21 protein-coding genes and 1 riboswitch are annotated in these 23,424 nt (G+C 72.7%); of the genes, 12 read left to right on the forward strand and 9 right to left on the reverse strand.

Annotated elements, in window-relative coordinates; genetic code table 11:
- From ACFVX6_RS03460 to ACFVX6_RS03475, 4 genes are all read left to right on the forward strand, one after another.
- Positions 1–896, forward strand: an 896-nt coding sequence (locus ACFVX6_RS03460) for an ATP-binding cassette domain-containing protein (protein WP_389687492.1), incomplete at its 5' end; no start/stop codon positions are given.
- Complete coding sequence (locus ACFVX6_RS03465) at positions 893–1,672, forward strand: ABC transporter ATP-binding protein (protein WP_389687494.1); 780 nt, start codon at positions 893–895, stop codon at positions 1,670–1,672. The genes ACFVX6_RS03460 and ACFVX6_RS03465, both read left to right, overlap by 4 nt.
- A 180-nt stretch (positions 1,673–1,852) precedes the next feature.
- Positions 1,853–2,701 (forward strand): aldo/keto reductase, encoded by an 849-nt coding sequence (locus tag ACFVX6_RS03470; protein WP_389687496.1) that lies wholly within the window; start codon positions 1,853–1,855, stop codon positions 2,699–2,701.
- A gap of 7 nt (positions 2,702–2,708) precedes the next feature.
- Positions 2,709–3,149 (forward strand): RICIN domain-containing protein, encoded by a 441-nt coding sequence (locus ACFVX6_RS03475; RefSeq protein WP_389687498.1) that lies wholly within the window; start codon positions 2,709–2,711, stop codon positions 3,147–3,149.
- Positions 3,150–3,238: 89 nt separating this feature from the next.
- Here ACFVX6_RS03475 and ACFVX6_RS03480 read toward each other — a convergent pair whose 3' ends face one another.
- Both ACFVX6_RS03480 and ACFVX6_RS03485 read right to left on the reverse strand, forming a co-directional pair.
- The gene (locus ACFVX6_RS03480; protein ID WP_389687500.1) at positions 3,239–3,991 is read right to left on the reverse strand and encodes a class I SAM-dependent methyltransferase; all 753 of its coding nucleotides are present in this window, start codon (positions 3,989–3,991) and stop codon (positions 3,239–3,241) included.
- Positions 3,992–4,020: 29 nt separating this feature from the next.
- Positions 4,021–4,326, reverse strand: a complete 306-nt coding sequence (locus ACFVX6_RS03485) for a 4a-hydroxytetrahydrobiopterin dehydratase (RefSeq protein ID WP_389687502.1) — start codon at positions 4,324–4,326, stop codon at positions 4,021–4,023.
- A gap of 223 nt (positions 4,327–4,549) precedes the next feature.
- Here ACFVX6_RS03485 and ACFVX6_RS03490 point away from each other — a divergent pair, with 223 nt between their 5' ends.
- Both ACFVX6_RS03490 and ACFVX6_RS03495 read left to right on the forward strand, forming a co-directional pair.
- Positions 4,550–6,337 (forward strand): FAD-dependent oxidoreductase, encoded by a 1,788-nt coding sequence (locus ACFVX6_RS03490; RefSeq protein ID WP_389687504.1) that lies wholly within the window; start codon positions 4,550–4,552, stop codon positions 6,335–6,337.
- A gap of 75 nt (positions 6,338–6,412) precedes the next feature.
- Positions 6,413–7,231: a helix-turn-helix domain-containing protein gene (locus ACFVX6_RS03495; RefSeq protein ID WP_389687506.1), complete on the forward strand. Its 819-nt coding sequence runs from the start codon at positions 6,413–6,415 to the stop codon at positions 7,229–7,231.
- Here ACFVX6_RS03495 and ACFVX6_RS03500 read toward each other — a convergent pair.
- A complete protein-coding gene (locus ACFVX6_RS03500; RefSeq protein WP_389687508.1) occupies positions 7,217–7,639 on the reverse strand; it encodes a hypothetical protein in 423 nt (140 codons plus the stop codon). The two genes, ACFVX6_RS03495 and ACFVX6_RS03500, sit on opposite strands and share 15 nt — an antisense overlap.
- 292 nt (positions 7,640–7,931) lie before the next feature.
- On the opposite strand from ACFVX6_RS03500, the gene ACFVX6_RS03505 reads away from it, so the two are divergent.
- The 4 genes from ACFVX6_RS03505 (at position 7,932) to ACFVX6_RS03520 (ending at position 12,338) form a co-directional block, all read left to right on the forward strand.
- The gene (locus ACFVX6_RS03505; RefSeq protein WP_389687510.1) at positions 7,932–8,972 is read left to right on the forward strand and encodes a hypothetical protein; all 1,041 of its coding nucleotides are present in this window, start codon (positions 7,932–7,934) and stop codon (positions 8,970–8,972) included.
- Positions 8,969–9,532: a toxin-antitoxin system, toxin component gene (locus ACFVX6_RS03510; protein ID WP_389687512.1), complete on the forward strand. Its 564-nt coding sequence runs from the start codon at positions 8,969–8,971 to the stop codon at positions 9,530–9,532. The genes ACFVX6_RS03505 and ACFVX6_RS03510 overlap by 4 nt, the downstream gene beginning before the upstream one ends.
- A 104-nt stretch (positions 9,533–9,636) precedes the next feature.
- Positions 9,637–11,106: an NAD(P)/FAD-dependent oxidoreductase gene (locus ACFVX6_RS03515; RefSeq protein ID WP_389687514.1), complete on the forward strand. Its 1,470-nt coding sequence runs from the start codon at positions 9,637–9,639 to the stop codon at positions 11,104–11,106.
- Positions 11,103–12,338 carry an MAB_1171c family putative transporter gene (locus ACFVX6_RS03520; protein ID WP_389687516.1) on the forward strand — a complete coding sequence of 412 codons (1,236 nt, stop codon included), beginning with the start codon at positions 11,103–11,105 and terminating at the stop codon, positions 12,336–12,338. The genes ACFVX6_RS03515 and ACFVX6_RS03520 overlap by 4 nt, the downstream gene beginning before the upstream one ends.
- Positions 12,339–12,363: 25 nt before the next feature.
- Here the strand turns inward: ACFVX6_RS03520 and ACFVX6_RS03525 are convergent, their stop codons facing one another.
- Together ACFVX6_RS03525 and ACFVX6_RS03530 are read right to left on the reverse strand one after the other, a co-directional pair.
- Positions 12,364–13,866 (reverse strand): peptide MFS transporter, encoded by a 1,503-nt coding sequence (locus ACFVX6_RS03525; protein ID WP_389687518.1) that lies wholly within the window; start codon positions 13,864–13,866, stop codon positions 12,364–12,366.
- Between the two features lie 160 nt (positions 13,867–14,026).
- Positions 14,027–14,872 (reverse strand): bifunctional 5,10-methylenetetrahydrofolate dehydrogenase/5,10-methenyltetrahydrofolate cyclohydrolase, encoded by an 846-nt coding sequence (locus ACFVX6_RS03530; RefSeq protein ID WP_389687740.1) that lies wholly within the window; start codon positions 14,870–14,872, stop codon positions 14,027–14,029.
- Positions 14,873–15,008: 136 nt separating this feature from the next.
- Positions 15,009–15,102, reverse strand: a riboswitch (ZMP/ZTP riboswitch).
- Positions 15,103–15,205: 103 nt separating this feature from the next.
- On the opposite strand from ACFVX6_RS03530, the gene ACFVX6_RS03535 reads away from it, so the two are divergent.
- Both ACFVX6_RS03535 and ACFVX6_RS03540 read left to right on the forward strand, forming a co-directional pair.
- Positions 15,206–15,967 carry a class I SAM-dependent methyltransferase gene (locus tag ACFVX6_RS03535; protein ID WP_389687520.1) on the forward strand — a complete coding sequence of 254 codons (762 nt, stop codon included), beginning with the start codon at positions 15,206–15,208 and terminating at the stop codon, positions 15,965–15,967.
- Positions 15,968–16,180: 213 nt separating this feature from the next.
- Entirely contained in the window at positions 16,181–17,755 is a 1,575-nt protein-coding gene (locus ACFVX6_RS03540) for an RNA polymerase sigma factor (protein WP_389687522.1), read from the forward strand.
- 4 nt (positions 17,756–17,759) lie between these two features.
- Here ACFVX6_RS03540 and ACFVX6_RS03545 read toward each other — a convergent pair whose 3' ends face one another.
- From ACFVX6_RS03545 to ACFVX6_RS03560, 4 genes are all read right to left on the reverse strand, one after another.
- Entirely contained in the window at positions 17,760–19,583 is a 1,824-nt protein-coding gene (locus ACFVX6_RS03545) for a hypothetical protein (RefSeq protein ID WP_389687524.1), read from the reverse strand.
- The gene (locus ACFVX6_RS03550; RefSeq protein ID WP_389687526.1) at positions 19,580–20,641 is read right to left on the reverse strand and encodes an ATP-binding protein; all 1,062 of its coding nucleotides are present in this window, start codon (positions 20,639–20,641) and stop codon (positions 19,580–19,582) included. Before ACFVX6_RS03550 ends, ACFVX6_RS03545 begins: the two co-directional genes overlap by 4 nt.
- A 113-nt stretch (positions 20,642–20,754) precedes the next feature.
- On the reverse strand, positions 20,755–21,204 hold the full coding sequence (locus ACFVX6_RS03555) for an SRPBCC family protein (RefSeq protein ID WP_389687528.1): 450 nt from the start codon (positions 21,202–21,204) through the stop codon (positions 20,755–20,757).
- Positions 21,205–21,289: 85 nt separating this feature from the next.
- Positions 21,290–23,371, reverse strand: a complete 2,082-nt coding sequence (locus ACFVX6_RS03560; RefSeq protein WP_389687530.1) for a phage holin family protein — start codon at positions 23,369–23,371, stop codon at positions 21,290–21,292.
- Positions 23,372–23,424: the final 53 nt, after the last annotated feature.

Here is a 23,424-nt window from a genome sequence, read left to right on the forward strand (position 1 = left end):
TTTCGGGAAGGGGCGGGGTGGGGGACGTGCCGCCCGCAGGGCAACCGTCCGCAGCCGGGCCGCCTCCGACCCAGCCCGCCCGGGAGCAGGCCGTCCCGGAAACGGCCGCACCCACCCAGCCCGCCCGGCAGGCGGCCACCTCAGAAACGGCCGCACCCACCCAGCCCACCCGGCAGGGGGCCACCCCGGAAACGGCCGCGGAGCCACCCGCCCTGGAGCTGCGCCGCGTCACCGCCGGGTACGACGGGGGGCTCGTGCTGCACGGGGTGGACCTCGTCGTGCGGCGCGGCGAGATCCTCGCCGTGCTCGGGCCCAACGGGGCCGGGAAGAGCACCGCCTGCCGGGTGGCGGCCGGAGCGCTGCCGGTCACCGGCGGGACCGTACGCGTCAACGGCCGGGACGCCACCCGCGACGGCGCCGTGGGCCGCTCCCGGGCGGGGGTGCTGCTCGCTCCCGAGGGCCGGGGGATCTTCCCCTCGCTCAGCATCGAGGAGAACCTCGCCCTCTACCTGAGGGACGCGGACGAACGCGACGCCGTCTACGACCGGTTCCCCCGGTTGCGCGAGCGACGCACGGTCCACGCCGGGTCGTTGTCCGGCGGGGAGCAGCAGATGCTGGCGCTCGCACCACTGTTGCAGCGACCCCCCGGGGTGCTGATCGCGGACGAGCCCTCCCTCGGGCTCGCCCCGCGCGTGGTGGACGAGGTGTACGGGCTGCTCATGGAGCTCCGCGCCGCCGGCACCGCACTGCTGCTGGTGGAGGAGAAGGCGGCCGAGATCCTCGGGATCGCCGACACCGTCGCCTACCTCTCGCAGGGCCGGGTCTCCTGGTGCGGCCCGCGCTCCGAGGTGGAGGCGGACCGGCTGACCGAGGCCTACCTGGGGATGGCGACATGAGCGCGGGCGAAGCCCCGTACGTGCTGGAAGCCCGCGGCATCAGTGTCCGGTTCGGCGGGGTCAAGGCGCTGACCGGCGTGGACCTCGGGATCCGGGCCGGCGAGGTGTGCGGGCTGATCGGGCCGAACGGCGCCGGGAAGACCACCCTGTTCGACGTCCTGTCCGGGATCCGGCGGCCCGACCAGGGCCGGATGCTGCTCGACGGGGTGGACGTCACCCGGCGCTCCCCCGTCTGGCGGGCCCGACACGGGATGCGCCGGACCTTCCAGCGCCAGCAGTTGTTCGGGCAGCTCAGTGTGGCCGACAACGTCCTGGTCGCGCAGGAGTGGCGGGGCGGGGGCGGCGGCCTCGCCGCCGATCTGGTCGCCTGGCCCACCCGCCGCCGCCGCGAGCGGGAGCGGCGGGAGCGGGCCGCGCGGGTGCTGGCCGACTGCGGCATCGGCGCGCTCGGGGACTCGTACGCCGGCGGTCTGCCGGTGGGGCGGGCCCGGATGGTCGAGCTGGCCCGCGCCGTGGCCGATCCGCCCCGGGTGCTGCTCCTGGACGAGCCCGCGTCGGGCATGTCCGCGCCCGAACGCGAGCAGCTGGCGGCGGTCGTGCGCCGGCTCGCCGAGGAGGAGGGCTGTGCGGTGCTGCTGGTCGAGCACAACGTCGCCTTCGTGATGGACCTCTGCACCCGGGTGGTGGTCCTGGACCTGGGCACCGTCCTCGCCGAGGGCACGGCCGCCGAGGTACGGGCCAACGCGCTGGTCCGGGAGGCGTACCTGGGGGCGTAGACCGGTCGGCCGAGCCCCCGCCCGAGGCCCCCGCCCCCTGTTCCCGCCGTACGGATTCACCCGTACGGCGGGAATAGGCCACGCCGGTGCCCGGTTGTCGCCGGTCGTACGGGCCTGCTCGCCGGCGCCCGTACCGGCAGTCAGCACCCGCACCAGCGACGACCAGAGGGAACGACCGACGTGAACCAGGTCCCCGGCATCAAGCTCAACAACGGCACGCTCATGCCCCAGCTCGGCTACGGCGTCTGGCAGGTTCCGGACGCCGAGGCGGAGCAGGCCGTCCGGACCGCGCTGGAGGCGGGCTACCGCAGCATCGACACGGCCGCCATCTACGGCAACGAGGAGGGCACCGGCAAGGCCATCGCCTCCGCCGGAGTGCCGCGCGAGGAACTCTTCGTCACCACCAAGCTGTGGAACGGGAAGTCCGAGACCTGGAGCCGGGACAACGTGCTGCGCGAGTTCGACGCCTCGCTCGCCAAGCTGGGCCTCGACGAGATCGACCTGTACCTGATCCACTGGCCGCGCCCGATGCGCGACGACTTCCTCGCCATCTGGAAGACCTTCGAGGAGATCGCGGAGAGCGGCCGCGCCAAAGCCGTCGGCGTGTCCAACTTCCGCCCCGCCGACCTGGAACGGCTCGGCGCCGAGAGCTCCCTGGTCCCGGCCGTGAACCAGATCGAGCTGCACCCGCTGCTCCCCCAGACCGAGCTGCGCGCCCTGCACGCGCGCCTGGGCATCGCCACCGAGGCCTGGTCCCCGCTCGGCCAGGGCAAGGACCTGCTGACCCTGCCCGCCGTCACCGCGATCGCCGCCAAGCACGGCCGCTCGGCCGCGCAGGTGGTGCTGCGCTGGCACCTCCAGCTGGGCAACGTCGTGATCCCGAAGTCCGTGACCCCGGCGCGGATCCGGGAGAACCTCGACGTCTTCGGCTTCGAGCTGGACGCCGAGGACGTGGCTGCGCTGGACGCGCTCGGCGCGGGTGGGGCGGGCCGCCGGATCGGTCCCGACCCGGCCGAGTTCGACTACTGAGCCGCCCGTGAGCGACCCGAAGAGAGGGACGAAGGCGCCCGACGGCGTCTACCGGATCCGCAATGCCGCGAGCGGGCTGCTGCTCCAGGTGGAGAGCGGCAACCGGGTCTGGGTCGGGCCGGACGGAGAGCCGGCCGCGGCCCGGCAATGGGAGATCACGCCGGTGCACAGCGGCGGCGGGATCTTCCACCTGGTCAGCGTCCACAACGGCAAGCGGCTCGACGTCGCGAACGCCTCGACCGAGAGCGGCACCCGGGTGCAGGTGTGGAAGGCGAACGCCTTCGGGGCGCAGGAGTGGGTCGTGGAGGAGCACCTCGACGACCCCGGCGTGGTCTCGTTGATCGCCGCCATCAGCGGCCTGCCGCTGGAGGCGGACGCCGAGGGCCGGGCCCGGCAGTGCGAGGACACCGACTCCCCGGCGCAGTGGTGGCTCCTGGAGCCCGCCTGAGTACGGGGCGGGGCGGGGCAGGGGCACCCGGCAGTCGCCCGGTCGCCCCTCCCCTGCCCCCGACCCTGCCCCGTCCTTGCCCCGGCCGGTCAGCCCCGTACGAAGCCGTGCAGCCGGTACGTCGGCTCCGCGCGCGGGGTGTCCGGTCCGGGCAGGAGTTCCAGCCGGTCCGCGAGCTCGCGCGGGGTGATCCCGCGCGGGTGGACCCGGGAGGCGTACCGCCCGGCGAGCAGCGCTTGCGCGGCCCCGCGCGGGGTGCGGCCCTGGCCGTGACCGGTGAAGAGGGCTTCGCCGGCGGGGTGCAGGCCCACCGCGGCCGCATGGCCGGTGACGGCCTGCGCTGAGTCGGCGGGGTTCGCGGTGAGGTGCTCGGCGAGCACCGCATCGATATCGCTGCCCACGTCGTGGGCGGCGTCCTTGTCGACGGTGGTGACGAACACCCCGCCGGGCCGCAGCACCCGCCCGGCCTCGGCGATCACGGCGGCCACCAGGCCCGGTGAGCGCAGCAGGTGCAGCAACCAGACCGCGCTGACCGCATCGAGCGAGCCCGTGCGGAACGGGAGCCGGGTCCCGGAGGCGAGGACCACCGGGATCCCCCGGGAGCGCGCCATGGCGGCCATCCCGTACGAGGTGTCCGCGCCGAGGACGCGCAGCCCCGGGCGGCCGGCGGCGACGCGGGTGGTGACGATGCCCGTGCCGCAGCCGAGGTCGAGCAGGGTGACGGCGTCCGGCGGGAGCAGGCCGAGGACCGCCGCGGCGGCGGCCTCGGCGCGCGGGACCCCGCCGCGGGTGGCGTCGTAGGCCTCGGCTTCGGCGTCGTAGTCGAGGAGCGGTCTCGGCATGGGCAGGGGCATCGGTGGTGCTTCCGGCATCAGGCGGCGCCGTGGGCGGGGGCCAGGGATTCGACGCGCTCGGCGAGGGCGAAGTCGGCGTCGGTGACGGAATCTCCGGCGTCGTGCGTGTTCACGGACAGGCGGACCGTGTCGTAGCCGAGGGTGAGGTCGGAGTGGTGGTTCAACTCCTGCTGCACGCTGGCGATATGGCTGACCAGCGCGCTCGCCGCGAAGTGGCTGCCCAGCCGGTAGGTCCGGATGATCCGGTCGTCCTCGAAGGCCCAGCCGGGGAGTTCCCTCAGCCGGTCCTCGATCTCCTTCTGCGAAAGCGGCTCTCTCGACATCCGCAGGCTCCTTCCCCGTACACGGCGTACACGACTGCCCGATTGACCTGACGTGGAGTCAAGGTTCCCACAGCTCGGGCCGGAGGGAAGGTTTCGCGCCATAGTGCGTGCGGGTACTTCCGTGCCTTCCGTGACCATCGCGCCGCCCCTATGCTCCTGCGCCGGACGTGACTGTTACCACCGGTAATACCGCCGGGTGCCGACGACATCGAGGAGCATCACCGTGACGCGCACAGGAAACTCCAGGCGCACGTTCATCGCGGGGGCCGCGGCCACCGCGGGCGCGTTATCGGCCGCCGGGAGCCTCGCGGCCCCGGCCGAGGCCGCCACCGGATCCGCCGCGGCCGGGCAGGCACGCCGCGTGGCCGTCCTCGGAGGCGGCGTCGCCGGACTGACCGCCGCGCACGAACTGGCCGAACGCGGCTACGCCGTCACCGTGTACGAGCGCCGGGCGCTCGGCGGCAAGGCCCGCAGCATGGACGTCCCCGGCAGCGCCCGGGGCGGGCGCCGCCCGCTCCCCGCCGAACACGGCTTCCGCTTCATCCCGGGGATCTACCACAACCTGCCGGACACGATGCGGCGCATCCCCTTCCCCGGCAACGCCAACGGAGTCTGGGACAACCTGGTCGCCCCGCGCGAGATGATGTTCGCCCGGGCGGCCGGCCGCGAGGACCTGCGCGCACCCATCCCCTGGCCGGACCACTCCCCCGCCGAACTGACCCCCGACGAGCTGCGCCGGGCCCTCACCGGCATCCTCCAGTCGCTGGTCCGCCTCCCGCTCCACGAGACGGCGTACTTCGTCGACCGCGCCCTGGTCTTCCTCACCAGCTGCGACGAGAGGCGCAACGAGCAGTGGGAGCGCACCCCGTGGTGGGAGTTCACCCGGGCCGCGCGGATGTCGAGCGAGTACCAGCGGATCCTCGCCATCGGCGTCACCCGCAACATCGTGGCCACCAAGGCCGAGGAGGCCTCGACCCGTACCGTCGGCACGCTCGGCGAAGCCTTCGTCTTCAACCTGCTGGGCCGCGGCGCGGACGGCCCGCCCGACCGCATCCTGAACCTGCCCACCAACGAGGCGTGGATCGACCCCTGGGAAACCCATCTGCGTTCGCTGGGAGTCGAGTTCGCGATCGGGTGGACGGTGCGCGAGGTCCGGTACGGGGACGGTCGCGTGAGCGGGGTCCTCGTCGAGGATCCGACCGGAGCCGTACGGACCGTCACCGCCGACCACTACGTCAGCGCGCTGCCCGTCGAGCACGCCCGCCGCACCTGGAGCCCGGCGCTGCGCGCGGCCGACCCGATGCTCGGGCGGTGCGACCTGCTGCAGACCGACTGGATGACCGGCATCCAGTTCTACCTCACCGAGCGCGCACCCCTCGTACACGGTCACCTCAACTGCATCGACTCGCCTTGGTCGTTGACGGCGATCCAGCAGGCCGAGCACTGGCCGTCGCGGGACTTCCCCGCCGACTACGGCGACGGCGCGGCCGTGGACTGCCTGTCGGTGGACATCTCCGAGTGGGACAAGCCGGGGATCCTCTACGGGAAGACGGCCAAGCAGTGCACCCGCGAGGAGGTCGCCCGCGAGGTGTGGGCGCAGTTGAAGGCCTCGCTCAACGACACCGGCAAGACCCTGCTCTCGGACGGAAAGCTGCACTCGTGGTTCCTGGACCCGGGGGTGGACGGGATCGGCACCCCCCATCCGACCAACCAGGACCAGCTGTTGATCCATCCGACCGGGACCCTCCACAACCGGCCGAGCGCGGGCACCCGGATCCCGAACTTCTTCCTCAGCGGGGACTACGTGTCCGTCGACATCGACCTGGCGACGATGGAGGGGGCCAACGCCTCGGCCCGGGCGGCGGTCAACTCCCTCCTGGACAGGGACGGTTCAACGGCTTCCCGGTGCACGGTGCGGCCTCTGTACCGGGCCCCGGAGGTGGAGTCCGCCAAGCGGCACGACCTGTGGCGCTACCGTCTCGGTCTGCGGAACATCCTCGACGTCGGGTGAGATGCGGGGCGGAGGCGCGGGGCCGAGGCGCGGGGTGATCGGGCTGCGACCTCCCGGCTGAGCTAACGTCGCCGTATGACGACTGCTGCGCCAGTGACGGTAGGCGCCCTGCTGCGCACCTGGCGGGAGCGGCGCGGGCTCAGCCAGCTGGAGCTGGCGGGCCGCGCCGACTCCTCCTCCCGGCACATCAGCTTCGTGGAGACGGGCCGGTCCCGGCCGAGCGAGGAGATGGTGCTGCGGCTCGCCGACCGGCTGGACGTCCCGGTGCGGGACCGCAACGCCCTTCTGGTGGCGGCGGGTTACGCGCCCCGGTACGCGCACACCCCGCTGGGCGACCCCTCGATGGAGGTGCTGCGCGAGGGGCTGGAGCGGCTGCTGGCCGGCTACGAGCCGTATCCGGCGCTGGTGGTGAACGCCACGTACGACGTGGTGGCCGCCAACCGGGGCATCCTGATGCTGATGGAGGGGCTGCCGGAGCACCTGCTGGCCGGCCCCCTCAACGCGATGCGGCTGACCCTGCACCCGGAGGGCCTCGCCCCCCGGATCCGCAACCTGCGCGAGTGGCGCGGGCACCTGCTGGCCCAGATGGAGCGGCAGATCGCACTGGCCCGTTCGGCGCCGCTGCGCGCGCTGTACGAGGAGGTGTCGGCCTATCCGCTGCCCTCCTCGGCGGGTCCCGACGAGGGCGGGCCCGACGAGAGCGGTCCCGACGGGGCCGTCGCATACCTCGCGCTCCCCCTGCGGATCGAGCACGACGGGCACCTGCTCTCCTTCGTGTCCTCCATCTCCACCTTCAACACCCCCATGGACGTGACGGTCGCCGAGCTGGCCATCGAGACCCTGCTGCCGGCCGACCCGGCGACGGTGAAGTACCTGCGGTCACTGTCGCCCTGAGCCCGCGCGCAGTGCGAGCTGCTGGAGGAGGGCGAAGGAGGCGACGGTGAGCGCTTGCGCCGGGATCCACACCGCCCCGGCGGTGGTGGGCGTGAACCAGACGACGAGGGCGACGAGGCTGAGCGCGGCCCAGGCGTAGTTGCCTTCGATGACGAGCCTGACGGGGAAGACCGGGGGCTGCCGGCGCGATGCCAGCAGACCGACGCCCGCCCCGTAGAGCACCAGGAACACCCCGAGCCCCAGCACCAGCCCCTGCCCGAGGCCGAGCAGCCGGCCGAGGGGCGCGGAGAAGGCGGTGTAGGCGAGCCCGTTGCCGGTGGTGACGACCGAGTCGAGGGCGAGGAACCGGCGTAGCGCGGCCTGCGGGACGGCAGTGCGGGCTACGGCGGTGAACAGGGTTGCGGACATGGCGGATCAGCCTCCGTCGAGGGTCGATCGTGCTGGTGGAGTACGGAAGACCCGGGCCCCGGAGCCGAGTGCGCGGCCCCGGAACCCGATGCCTCCACTGTGACGCCGGAGCCCCCGCCGGGTCGATTACCTCCGATGTAATGGGCGCCCTCCGGCGGGCGGAGGCCCCACCTTTTTTGAGTCGGACGGAAAGAAAGGTGGGGGGTACTCCTGTTCGGCCACTAAGTAGGGGGATAGGCTTCACGCAGAGCAACCACATCGAACCTTCTCTCTACTGACGGAGAAACGCCTGGTGCGAGCCGCCGACCGACCTGACCTCACCGCGGCCTGGGCCCGTGTCGTGGCGTCGGCGGAGCGACACGGCCAGGACCCGGCACGGGTGCTCGCCGTGGAGCGGCTCAGCCACCTGTCCGGGGTCGCCCCGGACCGCGTCCTTGCGGTGCTGGCGGGTACCGCCGCCGAGCCACCGCTCTGCGAACGGGTGCACCAGCGCTTCCTGCGGCTGCGCGCCACCCGGCGCGACAAACACGGCAGGGAGTGGTCGCTCGCCGCGATCGCCGAGGATTTCGACGCCCCCGGCGCCTCCCTCGGCCCGCTCAACGCGGGCACCGGACTGCCCCGGCTCGGCCATGCGGCCGGCGTACAGCGGTTCTTCGGGGTCTACCCGGGATTCCTGCTCGCCGACAGCAAGAGCGCGGTGGAACGCGCCCTGGCCACGACCGGGCCCGGGGGCCGGGCGGACGGCGCCACGGACGACCTCGAGCGCCTCTCGTACCTCACCGGCATCACCCCGGAGGACATCCGGCTCACTCTCGACGGCACACCGCCCCGGCTCCCCCTCAAGGAACAGGTGCGCCGCCGCTTCGAGCACCTGCGCCGCACCCGCCCCCGGGAGGACGGCCAGGCCCACTCCCTCTCCGCCATCGCCGGCTCCTTCTGCGCCTCGGGACAGTCGCTGACCCGCCTCACCCAGGGCGAGGGGCTCCCCAACCTCGCGGCGGCCGCCGGAATCCAGCGCTTCTACGGGGTCGAGAGCGGCTACCTGATGGCCGGTGACGCCGAGGCGCTGGCCGCCTGCCTCGCCGGGATCGAGGGCGAACTGGAATCCGCGCAACGGCCCGCCGAGAACCCGATGCTCGCCGTGATGCGGGCGCACGACGTGCGCAGCATCGTCACCCGGGCGGGCCGGCTCTCACCGGACGGCTGGAAGTCGCTGGCGGACCACCTGGACGATCTGCTCGCGCGGGAAGGACAGTTGGGCCGCCCGGCCGTACCGCGTCCGCCGGGCGGCGCCGATGGCATCGACCGCAGTTCCGAAGGGGGAGCACGATGAGGACCACACGGGCCATGCGGAAGCTCGGCGAGGACCTGCTGGCGGCGGCCCGCCTGACCCCTCCCGCCGGGGCCGCGGAGATCATCGGGAGCCTCTGCACCGCCTACGGGCGCGTCCGCGGCGGACGCAGGGTCGAGTTCCGGTTCGCCCCCTTCCCGCCCGACACCGCCAGCGGGCTGTGGCTCGGGATGGAGGACCGCGACCTCCTCGTCATCGAGGAGCGCACCCGGCCCGAGCACCAGCTCGTGATCGCCTCCCACGAGCTGTGGCACGTGGACGAGGGCACCTGCGGCCGCCACGGCCCCGGCCTGGCGGTGGCCGCCCGGCTGACGGGCCCCCACGGCACCCTCTGCGACCTGCTGAGCTCCGACCGCGGGCTGGGCTCGGTCGTCCGGCAGACGGCCGCCCGTGCCGACCGGGAGGATCCGGCGGAGATCCGCGCGGAGACCTTCGGGCTGCACCTCGGCAAGATCCTCCAGGCATTCCTTCCGCCCCCGCGGGAGGAGCAGGTCCCCGAAGCCGTCGAACGGATCAAGAGCTCGTTCGGCTGGGGACGTTGAGCGCGGTCCCGACGACCACACCCGGCGGCTGACCACCGCCTTCCCGCCGACGTCCTTCCTCAGCCGATGCGCCTTCGCACGGCCCTGACAGAGAGCACCACACGATGACTCACTCCTCCCCGCCCTCCTCCCCGCCGCGGCACGCCGTCATCATCGGCGGCAGCCTGGCCGGTCTGCTCGCCGCCGCCGTCCTCGCCGAGCACGCGACGGTCACGATCATCGAGGCGGACACCCTGCCGGAGGGTCCCGAGCCCCGCCGCGGACTTCCCCAGGCCCGCCACACCCACCTGCTGTGGTCGGGCGGTGCACGCGCCATCGAGGAGATCCTGCCGGGCATCACCGACGACTGGACGGCCGCCGGCGCCTTCCGCCGCAGCCTCCCCACCGACCTGGTCTCCAAGACCGCCCAGGGCTGGCTGCCGCGCCACGAAGAGATGCAGTTCAACATCTCCTGCAGCCGTGACCTCCTCGACTCGGTGGTCCGCTCCCGCGTCATCGGGCTGCCCGGCGTCACCACCCTGCAGCAGAGCCGGGTCCGTGGCCTGGAGGGCACCGCAGCCCGGATCACCGGGGTCCGGGCGGACACGCCCGGCGAGGAGAACCGCCTGATCGCCGCCGATCTCGTGGTCGACGCGAGCGGCCGCGGCTCCCGGGCCCGCAGCTGGCTGGAGGCGCTCGGCGTGAGCGGCCTCAAGGAGGCCGGGGTGGACTCCGGGCTCGTCTACGCGACCCGCATCTTCGAAGCCCCCGAGGGAGCCCACGCCCTGGGCTTCCCCATCATCAACGTCCAGTCCGACCCCCGGGTGCCCGTACCCGGCCAGACCGCGACGATCGTCCCGATCGAGAACGGCCGCTGGCAGGCCACCCTGTCCGGCACCCGCGGCGGCCAGCCCACCGCCGACCCGGAGTCCTTCATCCCGTTCGCCAAGGGGGTCCGCGACCCCATCGTCGGCGAACTCCTCGAAGGCAAGAAGCCGCTCACCGACGTATCCGTCACCCAGGGCACAGCCAACCGCCGGATCTTCTTCGAGAAGGCCGACCTCCCCGACGGCTTCTTCGCCGTCGGCGACTCGGTCGCCACCTTCAACCCGCTCTACGGCCAGGGCATGACGGTCGCGGCCCAGGGCCTCCTGGCCGTCCGTACGCTGCTGCGCGCGAAGGGCCTCTCCCACGCGGGCATCGGCCTCGAGGCGCAGCGTGTCATCGCCCCGCAGGTGGCCGTCGCCTGGGACCTCGCCACCTCGCAGGACATCCTGTACCCGGGTGCCACGGGCATGAAGCCGCGCGCCGGTGCCGGGCTGCTCAACGGATACGTCGAGCGGCTGATGACCGGCGCCACCACCAAGGCCTCGCTCACCGCGGCCCTGCTCCAGGTCATCACCATGAACCGGGCGCCCACCTACTGGATCCGCCCCGGGGTGGTCTGGGAGGTGCTGCGCACCTCGGACCGGGGCGCGCTGAAGGCCGCTCCGCTGACCGCCGCCGAGCGGACGGTGGCGGGTCTGGACCAGGACGGGCCGGCCGGCACCGGCGGCCCCCTCGGACCGGTCGACCCCGCCGGCCAGGCGCGATGACCGAAAGCCTCGTCCTCTACGTTCCGGGCGCGGTGATCGCCGCGGTGCTGATCGTCAAGGCGCCGACGTTGAGACGGGGCTGGGAGCAGCCCCTGATGCGGGCCGTGTGCACGCTCCTCGTCGGGGGGTCGCTCGCGGTCATCCTCTCGGCGCCGCCGACGATCGTGGCCGTCAACCGGCTGACCGGCGTCGTCAACTTCTCGGCTCCCCTGGTGTACAGCCTGCTCACGGCCTTCTCGGGCGCCTGTGTCGTGGTGATCCTGCACTGGAGCGGGACCCCGGCCGCCGTCGTGCGCCGGGCCACCCGGCTGACGGTGGCCGCGTACGGCACGGTGGTGGTGGCGATCGTGACCCTGTTCGCCCTGGGCGAGGCTCCCGTCGAGCGGCTGCGCGACATGGACACGTACTACGCCCACACGCCGTTCCTGCGCGAGATGATCATCTGCTATCTGACGGCGCACACCGTGGGCAGCACCGCACTCACGGTGCTGTGCCGGAAGTGGCTGCGCCGCCTGTCCCCCTCGATGCTGCCGCTGCGCCCGCTCCGTACGGGACTCGCCCTGCTGATGCTGGGAGGCGCCTTCGACCTGGCCTTCCTTGCTGCGAAGTGGACGGCGATGGCTGCGCGCTGGAGCGGCCGGGACCTGGACCACCTGTCCACCACCGTGGCCCCGCCGCTGGCCGCGGCGGCGGCCCTGTTCGTGGGCGCCGGATTCCTGGTGCCGCTGGTCGGCGGTTCGGCTCCGTGGAAGGACTACTGCCGCTACCGGCGGCTGCGGCCGCTCTGGGCGGCGTTGCGCGGGTTCTCGCCGGGCGGGCTGCGGCCGGTGCCGCTGACCTGGTGGTCACCGGTCGGAATCCGGCTGGTCCACCGCGAATCGGTGATCGACGACGGCATCCTGGCGCTCGGGTGCTGGTTCGACCCCGCCGTGCGCGAGGAGGCGTACGGGGCCGCGCGCGCTCAGGGCCGGTCCGAGGAGGAGGCCGCCCTCGTGTCGGACGCGGCCATGCTGGCGGCGGCCTGCCGCCACCGTGCGGAGGCCGACCGGGCGGAGGTCCACCGTGCGGAGGCCGGCCAGGAGACCGGCCAGGAGACCGCCCCCGCGGCCGGGGCCCACCCCGACTTCCCAGGCGCGTACCGTCTGGACTCCCGCCCGCTGACCGAGCTGGCCCACGCGTTCCAGACCTCCCCGATCGTGGCCAGGGCCCGCAACCGGGCCACGCGTTCCTGACCGCGGGCCTCGTGCGGGGGCCCGGTCAGGCCGCGACCGCCACCGTTTCGCGGGCCGCGGCCGCCTCGCCCGTCAGGACCTTGAGCCGCTTGGTGAAGAAGACCATGACCGCGCCGGCCGCGATCACCATGGCGCCCTGCCACAGGAAGTTCCAGCTCTGTCCGATGACCGCGTCGAGCCGGGGCAGCTGCGCGCCGATCGCGTCGCCGGTGGCGGCGGCGAGGAACCAGACGCCCATCATCTGATTGGTGAAGGCCCGCGGGGCGAGCTTGGTGGTGACCGAGAGGCCCACCGGGCTCAGGCACATCTCGCCCATCACCTGGATCACGTACACGCCCACCAGCCACATAAGCGAAACCTTGACCCCGCTGGAGGCGATGGCCGCGGCGCCCGACATGACCACGAAGGAGGCGCCGGTCAGCAGCAGGGCCACGCCGAACTTGAACGGGGTGCTCATGTGCTTGCCCCGGCGCACCCAGAAGGCGGCGAAGACGGGGGCCAGGATGATCACGAACAGCGAGGGCAGCGACTGCGTCCAGCTGGCCGGGATGTGCCGGCCGAACAGGGACAGGTCGGTCTTCTGGGCGGCGAACAGGTTCAGCTCGTTGCCCATCTGGTCGTAGACCAGCCAGAACAGCGTGGCGGCCAGGAAGAGCCAGACGTACGCCCGCAGCCGGGTCTTCTCGACCCGGTCGATCTTGGGGCTGCGGTACATCGAGAGCAGCACGCCCGCCGGGACCACCACGGCGACGACCGTCAGCACGAAGGTGATGTTGTCGATGCTCAGCGCGTGCGAGGCGGCCAGCAGGGTGACCAGTACGGCGGTGAAGACCAGACCGTACGAGGAGGACCTGCGCACCTTGGCCCGCTCGGCGGGGGTGAGCCGGACCACGGGCTCGGCGCGCAGCTGCTCCGACAGGCGCCGACCGCCCAGGACGTACTGGACCAGGCCGAGGGCCATGCCGACGGCGGCGGCGCCGAAGCCGAGGTGCCAGTTGACCTCCTCGCCGAGGTAGCCGACGACGAGCGGGGCGATGACGGCACCGAGGTTGATGCCCATGTAGAAGATCGAGTAGCCGGCGTCGCGCCGCTGGTCGTCGTCGGCGGCGTACAGCCGGCCGACCAGCGCGGAGATGTTCGGCTTGAGCAGGCCGGTGCCGATGACGATGAGGACCAGGCCGGGCCAGACGAAGACCGGGTTCGGGACGGCCATCAGGACGTGGCCGGCCATGATGACCACGCCGCCCCACAGGACGGCCCGCCGGGCGCCGAGGAACCGGTCGGCGATCCAGCCGCCGGGCAGCGCCAGCAGCGAGATCATGGCCATGTAGACGCCTTCCACGGCCTCCGCGGTGCCCTCGTGGAGTCCCATGCCCCCGTGGCCGCGGGAGGCGGCGAGGAAGTGCACGAGGATGGCGACCATGCCGTAGAGGCTGAAACGCTCCCACAGCTCGGCGAGGACGAGGGTGGCGAGCCCGCGCGGGTGGCGCTTCCCGCCCACCGCCGCCGCGTCCGGTGCTGCGTCCAACGCCGGGGGCTTGCGCATATCCATCGAAGGCTTCACATATTCATTGGAGCCCTGTCGCGCCGGACCGGGATCGGTCGTTCGGCCCGTTACCGCGGGAAACGGAACGCCCCGGACCGAAGGGCCCGGGGCGTTCGTCGTACCGAGGGGAGCGGGGCGCGGGTCAGAGGTCCGCGAGGGCCAGGCCGGCCTGCGCGGCGGCGGCCTGCACGGTCTGCTCCAGCAGCACCGCGATGGTCATCGGGCCGACGCCGCCCGGGACCGGGGTGATCAGCGAGGCGCGGGCGGCGGCCGACTCGAAGTGGACGTCGCCGACGTTGCCCTCGTTGTAGCCGGCGTCCAGGACCACGGCGCCCGGCTTGATGTCCTCGCCGCGGATGAACTCGGCCTTGCCCACGGCGGCGACCAGCACGTCCGCCTGACGGACGATGGACGGCAGGTCCACGGTGCGGGAGTGGCAGTAGGTGACGGTGGCGTTCTGCTCCAGCAGCAGCATCCCGGCGGGCTTGCCCAGGATCGCGCTGCGCCCGACGACCACGGCGTGCTTCCCGGTCAGGTCCACGTCGTAGGCCGCCAGCAGCCGCATGATGCCGCCGGGGGTGCAGGAGACGAAGCCCGGCAGTCCGAAGCCCATGGCGGCGAAGGAGTGCATGGTGACCCCGTCGACGTCCTTGCCCGGGGCGATGGCCTCGAAGGCGGCGCGCTCGTCGATGTGGTGCGGGACGGGGTGCTGGAGCAGGATGCCGCTGATCTCCGGGTCCTCGGAGAGCGCGGTCAGGGTGGCGACGAGCTCCTCGGTGGTCGTCGCGGCCGGCAGCTCCACGTGGCGGGAGGTGATCCCGGCCTTGGCGCAGCGGTTCTGCTTCATGCGGACGTAGGTGACGGACGCGGGGTCCTCGCCGACCAGCACGGTCGCCAGACAGGGGGCCGTTCCGGTGCGCTCGGTGATCTTCGCGGCGTACTCGGCGGTCTGCTCCGAGATGCGGCGGGCGAGGGCGGTGCCGTCCATCAGCACGGCGGTCCGCTCCGGCTGGTCGCCGTGGGCTCCGGGGGCGGTCTGGGCGCCGGGAACGGCCGGGGTGGTGGAAACGGTCGGGGCAGTCGTCTGAGTTGTCATCGGGGCTCCTGAGCGTCGCTGCGGGATCGCGGTTCGCCCAGGCGCGCGGCAGTCGACGTACGGGCGTACGCCGGGCCGCTCCCCGGTGGTGATCCACCCGAACGCCAGTCACGGCCCGCCGCCCAGTGTAGGCGAACCCCCGGCGGGTCACCGGCAGGGGCCGTGGCGGGGCCCGCGCCCGGCAATCCGGTGGATGACCGGGCCCGGACCTGGGACGATCGAGACATGACGCGCACTTTCGACCATCTCGTCGCCGAAGCGGAATCCGTCTCCGTGGACGGCTGGGACTTCTCCTGGCTCGACGGCCGCGCCACCGAGCAACGCCCCTCCTGGGGCTACCAGCGCCTCCTGGCGCGGCGCCTGGCACAGGTCGACTCCGCCCTGGACATCCAGACCGGCGGCGGAGAGGTGCTCGCCGGAGCCGGGCCCCTGCCCCGGCTGACGGTGGCCACCGAATCGTGGCCGCCAAACATCAATAAAGCGACAAGGCGTCTTCACCCGCTGGGCGCGGTGGTGGTCGCGGACTTTGACGAGCCGCCGTTGCCGTTCGGCGACGGGGCCTTCGAGTTCGTCTCCAGCCGGCATCCGGTGACGATCTGGTGGGAGGAGATCGCGCGGGTGCTGAAGCCCGGCGGCACGTACCTCTCCCAGCAGGTCGGCCCGGCGAGCGTTTTCGAGCTCGTGGAGTACTTCCTGGGCCCGCAGCCGGAGGAGGTCCGGCGGGGCCGGCACCCCGACGACGCGGTCGCCGAGGCCACGAAAGCGGGGCTGGAGGTGGTCGATCTGCGCTCCGAGCGGCTGCGGACGGAGTTCCACGACATCGGAGCCGTGATCTACTTTCTGAGGAAGGTGATCTGGATGGTGCCGGGCTTCACGGTCGGGCAGCATCGGGACCGGTTGCGCGAGCTGCACGAACAGATCGAGCGCGAAGGCCCGTTCGTCGCACACACCGCCCGTTTTCTCATCGAGGCCCGCAAAACGGGCTGACAAAACGGACGGACGCGACCACCCGCGACCGGCCCCCCGGTCACAGCGTGGCGCAGGTCACTCAATTCAGCGCGTAACGAATCTACTCGGGCATGCGATGAACCGACAGGTGTCCTCGTGCGGCCCGGAATACAGACCCCCCTCGGGTCTGTTTCCCGAGTTCGCGCGATGATGTCCCGCCACCCCTTATCTGTTCGCAACGAGAGGCTCCTTGTGTCGCTCAGCCCGTCCCGTACGTTCCCCACGGAGATCGCCGAATCCGAGGCCCTGGTCGCGCTTGTCGAGCGTGGCCGCGAGCAGGGTCACATCAACGGTGATGACGTGCGCCAGGCCTTCGAGGCCGGCCGCATCCCGGTGGACCAGTGGAAGCGGGTCCTGCGCAGCCTGAACCAGGTCCTGGACGAGGAGGGCGTCGCGCTGCACGTCAGTGCCGCCCCCGCCACGAAGGCTCCCGCCAAGAAGGCGCGCAAGGCGGCCGCCGCCCCGGCGCGCACCGTCGCCAAGAAGGCTGCCGCCCCGCCGCGCCTCATCGGTGCGCGCAAGACGGCCGCCACCACCCCCGCCGCGGCGATATCCGACCCGTCGGCCTCCGGGACCGAGGAGGAGGTGGCGGCAGAGGCCGCCACCGCGCCGAAGAAGCGGACGGTCAAGAAGACCGCCGTCAAGAAGACCGCCGTGAAGAAGACGGCCGCCACGAAGAAGACCGCCAAGGACGGCGACGAGGGCGACGCCCCCGTCGCCCTGGGCGAGGACTGGGCGGCCGAGGACCTGGACGAGGGCGACGAGAAGGAGACGCCCAAGACGGGCGGCAGCGCCGGCTTCGTCCTGTCCGACGACGACGAGGACGACGCTCCGGCCCAGACCGTCATGGTCGCCGGCGCCACCGCCGACCCCGTCAAGGACTACCTCAAGCTCATCGGCAAGGTGCCGCTGCTCAACGCCGAGCAGGAGGTGGAGCTCGCCAAGCGCATCGAGGCCGGTCTCTTCTCCGAGTACAAGCTCGAAGAGGAGGAGGACCACAAGCCCGCGTTCAAGCGCGAGCTGGAGATCCTCGTCGAGGACGGCCGCCGGGCCAAGAACCACCTGCTGGAGGCCAACCTCCGCCTCGTGGTCTCCCTCGCCAAGCGCTACACCGGCCGCGGCATGCTCTTCCTGGACCTGATCCAGGAAGGCAACGTCGGTCTGATCCGCGCCGTGGAGAAGTTCGACTACACCAAGGGCTTCAAGTTCTCCACGTACGCGACCTGGTGGATCCGGCAGGCGATCACGCGTGCCATGGCCGACCAGTCGCGCACCATCCGCATCCCCGTCCACATGGTCGAGATCATCAACAAGCTGGCCCGTGTCCAGCGCCAGATGCTCCAGGACCTCGGCCGGGAGCCCACTCCGGAGGAGCTGGGCAAGGAACTCGACATGACCCCCGAGAAGGTCATCGAGGTCCAGAAGTACGGCCGCGAGCCGATCTCCCTGCACACCCCGCTGGGTGAGGAGGGCGACAGCGAGTTCGGTGACCTCATCGAGGACTCCGAGGCGGTCGTGCCGGCCGACGCGGTCTCCTTCACCTTCCTCCAGGAGCAGCTCCAGTCCATTCTGGGCACGCTCTCGGAGCGCGAGGCGGGCGTGGTCTCCATGCGCTACGGCCTCAACGACGGCCAGCCGAAGACCCTCGACGAGATCGGCCGCGTGTACGGGGTCACCCGTGAGCGCATCCGCCAGATCGAGTCGAAGACCATGTCGAAGCTCCGCCACCCGTCGCGCTCGCAGGTGCTGCGCGACTACCTCGACTAAACCTTCAGGTCAGTCGGAAGACCGGCCCTCGGGGCGCGAACGGCAGGGAGGCACCCTGCGGGATCAGATAGGCGTGCTCGCGCCGGATCCGCAGGGTGTCGCACCCGCCGTCCGTGATCACGAGGACCGGCGCCCCGGGCGGGAAGTCCTCCGCCCGGTGCAGCAGGTCGATGCCCGGTTGCAGAACCGTGCCGCCCCGTCCGCGGACCCGGACCCGCCCGGCGATCTCGGTCGGTGGCAGATAGCCCGCGTCGTACGGCGCCGCGTCGCAGAACACGACGCGTGCCGCCGGTACGTCGCGGGCTTCCGCGTACGAGGCGATCGCGCCCAGCGCCTTGCCGAGCAGGGCGGCGTTCATCGACCCCGAGGTGTCGAGGACCACGCCGAAGGTGCAGCGGGCGGTCTCCTCCGGCGGGAAGTACCGGCCCGCGCGCGGGATGTCCGGCGTCGAGGCCTGCCTGCGGGCCGGGCGGGCGTAGGACCGTACGGCCACGGGCCGCGGCACGTACTCGTCGAACCAGCGGGCGAGCGCCGCGTCCCACGGCACCGGCGGGTGGGCCAGCGCCCGGATCTCCTGGATGAGCCCGGCGGGCAGCAGTCCGCGCTCCCCGTACGCGTGCAGGTCGAAGCCCTGGACCAGGCCGCGCCGGTAGAAGTCGTCAAGGTCCGTGTACGGGCAGCTGCCCGAGTGGGGCAGCGGCTCGCCCAGGATGTCCCCGCGGCCCTTGCCGCGCAGGGTGGCGAGGCGGCGCATGCGGCGCAGGTCGGAGGTGATCCGGTCGTAGACCTCCTCGACGGAGAGGCCTTTCAGCGCCGGGTCGTGGAGCAGCCCCTCGGGCATCTCGCCGACGTCCATCTCCACGAGCCAGCCGTTGACCACGTAGTCGGCGGCCACGTTGTGCAGGTACGGGTCGCGGGCGCCGCGGCGCTCCCCGTGGCGCAGGGCGGCGTGCAGCATCTCGTGGGCCAGGATGAACCGCCATTCCCCGTCGGCGAAGCTGCGCAGCGGGTTGACGTAGATCTCCCCGGCGCTCGCGCTGACGGCGGCGATGTCGATGCCCTGGGCGCGGGCCAGTTCTGCGTCGGCGACGATCTTCAGCCCGGCGGCGAGACCCCCGAGCAGCGGGTACGAGGACACGAACCAGTTCAGGGCCCGGTCCCACGGGTGGAGGCGGACGCGCTCCCCGGTGACCCGGTCGCGGCGGCCGCCGGCCACGTCCATGGCGGCCGAGACGCTGCGGGTCAGGGCGTGCGCGAAGGCGGTCTCCCAGTCGGGGACGGCCGTGTTCCACGCCCTCCAGGTCACCAGGACCTGGTCGGGGTGATCTCCGGCGGTGCCGCAGTTCTCGTGGGCCGCGGGGATGCCGTCGCGGCGCCAGCGGGCGGCGAGCAGGTCCTCGTCACCGCCGGGGTGCTCGGCGGGCAGGCGGTCCGGGGTCCAGCCGGGTGCGAAGCTCGCCAGGAAGCGGTTGACGACGGCGCAGCGGGCGGCCAGGTCGAAGCGGTCGGGCTGGGGGCGGTCCTCGTCCTTGGCGGCGGGGACGTGTCCGAAGCCGAGGTGGAGCAGCGCGTGGGAGAGCGTCCAGGCCCATTCCTCGGGCGTGGCGCGCTTGGTGGGGTGGACGTGGACGGTGCCGTTGGAGTCGACGGCCGCCAGTCCCCCGGCGGGGGTGGCCGCGCACTTGGCCTGACGGCAGATGGTGGCGGAGACGGCGGCGAGCGCCGGGTTCCGCTTGACCAGGGCGAGGCCCTCGGCGAAGGCCTGGGCGGCCGGGTCGGGCTTGGCGTTGCCGGTGCTCTTGCGGGTGCTGCGGGTGGTGCGGGTCACCGGCGGGCCTCGACCAGGCGCGGCATGTCGCGGGCCGCTTCGACGAGGAACCAGGCGGGCAGCACGGGCAGGCCGTCGGCGTCGTCGGCGATGACGGTCTGGGCGACCTCGACGGAGATCTCGGCGAGCTGGACGAGGAGGGACTTGGCCCGGTAGGCGGTCTGCCGGACGGCGGGCGAGACGTGTTCGCGCTGTGCGGGCAGCTCCTTGACCAGCCGACCGCGGAAGGCGTCGGCCAGGTAGTAGAGCAGGTCGCGGTCGGCGAGGCGGGTGGGCCAGTTCGCGTCGCCCTTCATGATCGCCTCGATGCCGAAGGAGTGGCGGACGATCTTCGCGTAGCCGCAGAAGGAGACGGCGTGCGCCGGGGTGAGGGTGCCGTGGGCGATCACCTTCAGGGTCGTCTCGTCCAGGTCCTGGCCGAAGGAGTGCAGGGCGTCGGACAGCATGTGCCAGGAGCGCGGCGTGGAGAACGGCTCCTCCGTCTTGGGCGGCTGCGACCACAGGTGGTCGGGCCGGTCGGTGAGGTAGTCGGTGACCCACGGGTGGATGCCGTGCTCGCCGGCCCAGACCAGCCAGTCCATGGCGGAGGCGTCCAGGTGGACGTGGGTGAGCCGGTTGACCAGCGCGGAGGCGATGGGCCGGGCCAGGGCGTTGTCGGTGGCCCGGTTGCCCGCGCCGATGACGATGGAGCCCGCGGGCAGCTCGTAGGAGCCGATCCGCCGGTCGAGGATGAGGGAGTAGAAGGCCTTCTGCACGTCGGGGCCCGCGGCGTTGAGCTCGTCGAGGAACAGGCAGTACGGCTCGTCGCGGGCAATGGCCTCGGGCGGGCAGAACACGGAACGCCCGTCACGGATCTGCGGCACGCCGATCAGGTCCTCGGGCGCGAGCTGGGTCCCGAGCAGGCTCACGCACTCCAGCCCCAGCGAGTCGGCGAACTTCCGCACGAGCGAGGACTTGCCGATGCCGGGTGCTCCCCAGAGGAACACGGGCCGCACGGTGGCGAGGCCGAGGAGCAGTTCGGGGAGCTGGGCGGGGGTGACGGTGACGGCAGCCTGCACGGGCGGAGATGTCCTTAGGGGTCCGGGTACGCGGTGCGCCCAGTGTGAGCACACCGCATGTCCCGGAGCACCCGGTTTTTCCGGGCCTCCGAGGGCAAGACACCCCCTAGCGCTCAGGCCGCAGAGTGCTCCAGCAGGTGCTTGAGCTTCTCCTCGCTGCGGGGCATCTCCTTGCGGACCATGGGCTTGACCGCGAACGGGACGAGCGCCCTGCCCATGCCGTGGCCCTCGAAGTCGACGGCGATGGTCACCCGCGAGCGGGTCCCTCCGTCGAGGGGTTCGATGCGGCCCCGCACGTCCGGGCGGACCGGTCCGTCGACGCCGTGGAAGTGCCAGCTCCTCGGCGGATCCATGTCCACGACCTCCATGGTCGTGGGGATCGCACGGCGGCCGATCTGCCGGGTGACGAGGATCTTCGACCCGACGTGGACGGGAAGATCGCCCATCGGCACCGCCGAGACCGCGCTGTCCTGCCACTCCGGCAGGTGCGTGGGGTCCGTGATGTACGAGTAGACGTCCTCGGGACTGCGGTCTATGTCGATGCTGTTGCTGATCGCGGACATGGCGACCCCTCGGAGCCCCCCTGATGGACTCTGCTTCCAACGTACGCCCCGGGCGGTCGGCCGCGCGATGCCTCCGGCCGGAGACCTAGACCGGGTCCGCGCCCGGGGCGACGGACATCTCCGGGGGGACCGGGACCTGGGGCCCGTCCGACTCGGTGAGCCAGCGGCGCAGGACCTGGTGGACCGCCTCCGCGCCCACCAGTTCGCCGTCGGGCCGGTACACCGGCTCGGACAGCTCCACCGGCCACATCAGGAAGGGGTGGCCCTGCTCCCCGCCCAGGCCGCCGTGCGAGCCGATCTGCTCCTCGAAGGCGTGCACCCCGCCCGTCTCCGGGTCGTAGGCCGAGTTCACCATCACGTCGGCCACGTGCGGGAAGGTGTCGGTCCGCCGGACCGCCCGCGCCGCGCCCGGGCCGAAGGGGGCGAGCAGCTCCTCCGCCGCGCCCGGCTCGTCCAGCCGGGCTTCGGCCCCGCCGGCCGCCATGACGGTCCCGTCGACGAGCAGGAACCCGACCCCGGGGTGGTTCGCCAGGGTGGAGAGCAGCGCCGGATGGGCGCGCTCGATGCGTTCCCTGGACGCCCGTCCGGGCAGGTCCGGGAAGGAGATCAGCCCGAGGTTGCCGGAGGCCAGTACCACCGGGTCCGGGCCCGACCCGGGACGCACCTCGTCCTCCGTCTCCTCCACGGGCCGGTGCAGGGCGGCCAGTACGGCGGCCCGCGCCTCGGCCCCGCTGTGCGTACGGCCGGCCTTCCGGGACACCGGGAGCCCGCAGCCCGCGCGGACCAGGTCCTTCAGGGTGAGCCCGTACCGGGCCAGGAAGGTCTCCCCCGGGCTCTGGCCGTGGTCCGAGAGCAGCACGATGCGGTACTCCCGGGGTGCGTGTTCGGCGACCCGGGCGATGAGCGCGAGGCTGCGGTCGAGCCGGGCGAGCACCTGCTCGGTGTCCCGGGAGCGCGGGCCCGAGTGGTGGGCGACCTCGTCGTAGGCGACCAGGTCGGCGTAGACCGCGGCGCGCCCCGCCAGCATGTCGCCGATCACCGCGGCGACCACCACGTCGCGCTCCACCACCGTCGCGAAGGCGCGGAACAGCGGGTACAGCCCGCCGCGCGCGACCCGTGGCCGCTCCCCGCGCAGGCGGCCGCGTACCGACTGGGTGATCTCGCGGGCCACCTCGGCGACGAAGGAGAGCGCCGTGCGGACCGCGTTGGCCGGGTCGGAGAAGTACGCGAAGTAGCCCGCGCGGGACCGGTTGTGCGGGCTCCGCCGGGCGGAGACGGACAGGACGAGCGCCAGTTGGCCGGCGCCGCCGCTGAAGAGGTTGCCGCGGCTGGCCCCGTCGAGGGTGAGCAGGCCGCCGTCGCCGGTGCGTTCGACGGCCCGCCGCTGGAGCTCGGCGGCGCTGGTGGGCCGGTTGCAGACCATCACCTCGCCGGTGTCCTTCTCGTACCAGCGGAAGGCCGGGACGTCGAAGTTGGAGCCGTGCAGGATGCCGAGCTGGCTCGCACCGGTCTGGCTGGACCAGTCGGTGTGCCAGGAGCCGATGCGGTGGCTGCGGTCGAGCCAGTCGGCCACCGTCGGCATCAGCCCGCTGCCGGCCGCGCGGCGCAGCACCTCGTACCCGACCCCGTCGAGTTGCAGGAACACCAGGGCGGGGACGCGTTCGTCGGCCCCGGACACTCCCTCGCGGTGCTGGCGGCGTCGGCGGCGGTCGGCGAGCCGGTAGAGCCGGCGCCGGTAGGCCTCGTCGTCCCGGACGGCGAGGGCGGTGGAGGTCGCGGAGGCGACGGCGGACATCACGGCGGCGACCACCACGGCCGTTTCGGGGTCCGCCTCGCCGCGGCCGGCCGGGATCAGGCTGAGCGCCAGGAGCAGCAGCGAGCCGTTGAGGAAGAAGACGAGCAGGCCGAGCACCAGGGCCGGCACGAGCAGCAGGGCGCGTACGAGAACCGGCCACACCAGCGCGCTCAGCAGACCGAACGCGCCGGCGCCGATCGCAGCCGTCAGACCTATCTGCGTGATGCTGTCGCGGTCACCGCCCGCGCCCGCCTGGAGCCGGAAGTCGGGGAGGATTCCGGCCAGGGCGAGCATGGTGAGGGTGGACACCGCCCAGACGATGACCACGCGCACCAGGGCGCCGCCCGTACTCCGCCACCGGCCTCGCAACACGCCGAACCCGCCTCACCACCGTGGCCCGCACCGCGCCGACGAGCCCCCGTCCC

Origin of the sequence: Streptomyces sp. NPDC058289 (genome assembly GCF_042880975.1) — a bacterium.
In the GTDB taxonomy this organism is placed as follows: Bacteria; Actinomycetota; Actinomycetes; order Streptomycetales; family Streptomycetaceae; genus Streptomyces; species Streptomyces stoeckheimensis.

What these genes read in the sequence shown, in the direction of transcription:
- ACFVX6_RS03520 (WP_389687516.1), top strand. Translation starts at nt 11,103, where the DNA reads ATGACCGAAAGCCTCGTCCTCTACGTTCCGGGCGCGGTGATCGCCGCG.
- ACFVX6_RS03530 (WP_389687740.1), bottom strand. Translation starts at nt 14,872, where the DNA reads ATGGACGGCACCGCCCTCGCCCGCCGCATCTCGGAGCAGACCGCCGAG.
- ACFVX6_RS03465 (WP_389687494.1), top strand. Translation starts at nt 893, where the DNA reads ATGAGCGCGGGCGAAGCCCCGTACGTGCTGGAAGCCCGCGGCATCAGT.
- ACFVX6_RS03555 (WP_389687528.1), bottom strand. Translation starts at nt 21,204, where the DNA reads ATGTCCGCGATCAGCAACAGCATCGACATAGACCGCAGTCCCGAGGAC.
- ACFVX6_RS03515 (WP_389687514.1), top strand. Translation starts at nt 9,637, where the DNA reads ATGACTCACTCCTCCCCGCCCTCCTCCCCGCCGCGGCACGCCGTCATC.
- ACFVX6_RS03535 (WP_389687520.1), top strand. Translation starts at nt 15,206, where the DNA reads ATGACGCGCACTTTCGACCATCTCGTCGCCGAAGCGGAATCCGTCTCC.
- ACFVX6_RS03495 (WP_389687506.1), top strand. Translation starts at nt 6,413, where the DNA reads ATGACGACTGCTGCGCCAGTGACGGTAGGCGCCCTGCTGCGCACCTGG.
- ACFVX6_RS03510 (WP_389687512.1), top strand. Translation starts at nt 8,969, where the DNA reads ATGAGGACCACACGGGCCATGCGGAAGCTCGGCGAGGACCTGCTGGCG.
- ACFVX6_RS03480 (WP_389687500.1), bottom strand. Translation starts at nt 3,991, where the DNA reads ATGCCGAGACCGCTCCTCGACTACGACGCCGAAGCCGAGGCCTACGAC.
- ACFVX6_RS03485 (WP_389687502.1), bottom strand. Translation starts at nt 4,326, where the DNA reads ATGTCGAGAGAGCCGCTTTCGCAGAAGGAGATCGAGGACCGGCTGAGG.
- ACFVX6_RS03500 (WP_389687508.1), bottom strand. Translation starts at nt 7,639, where the DNA reads ATGTCCGCAACCCTGTTCACCGCCGTAGCCCGCACTGCCGTCCCGCAG.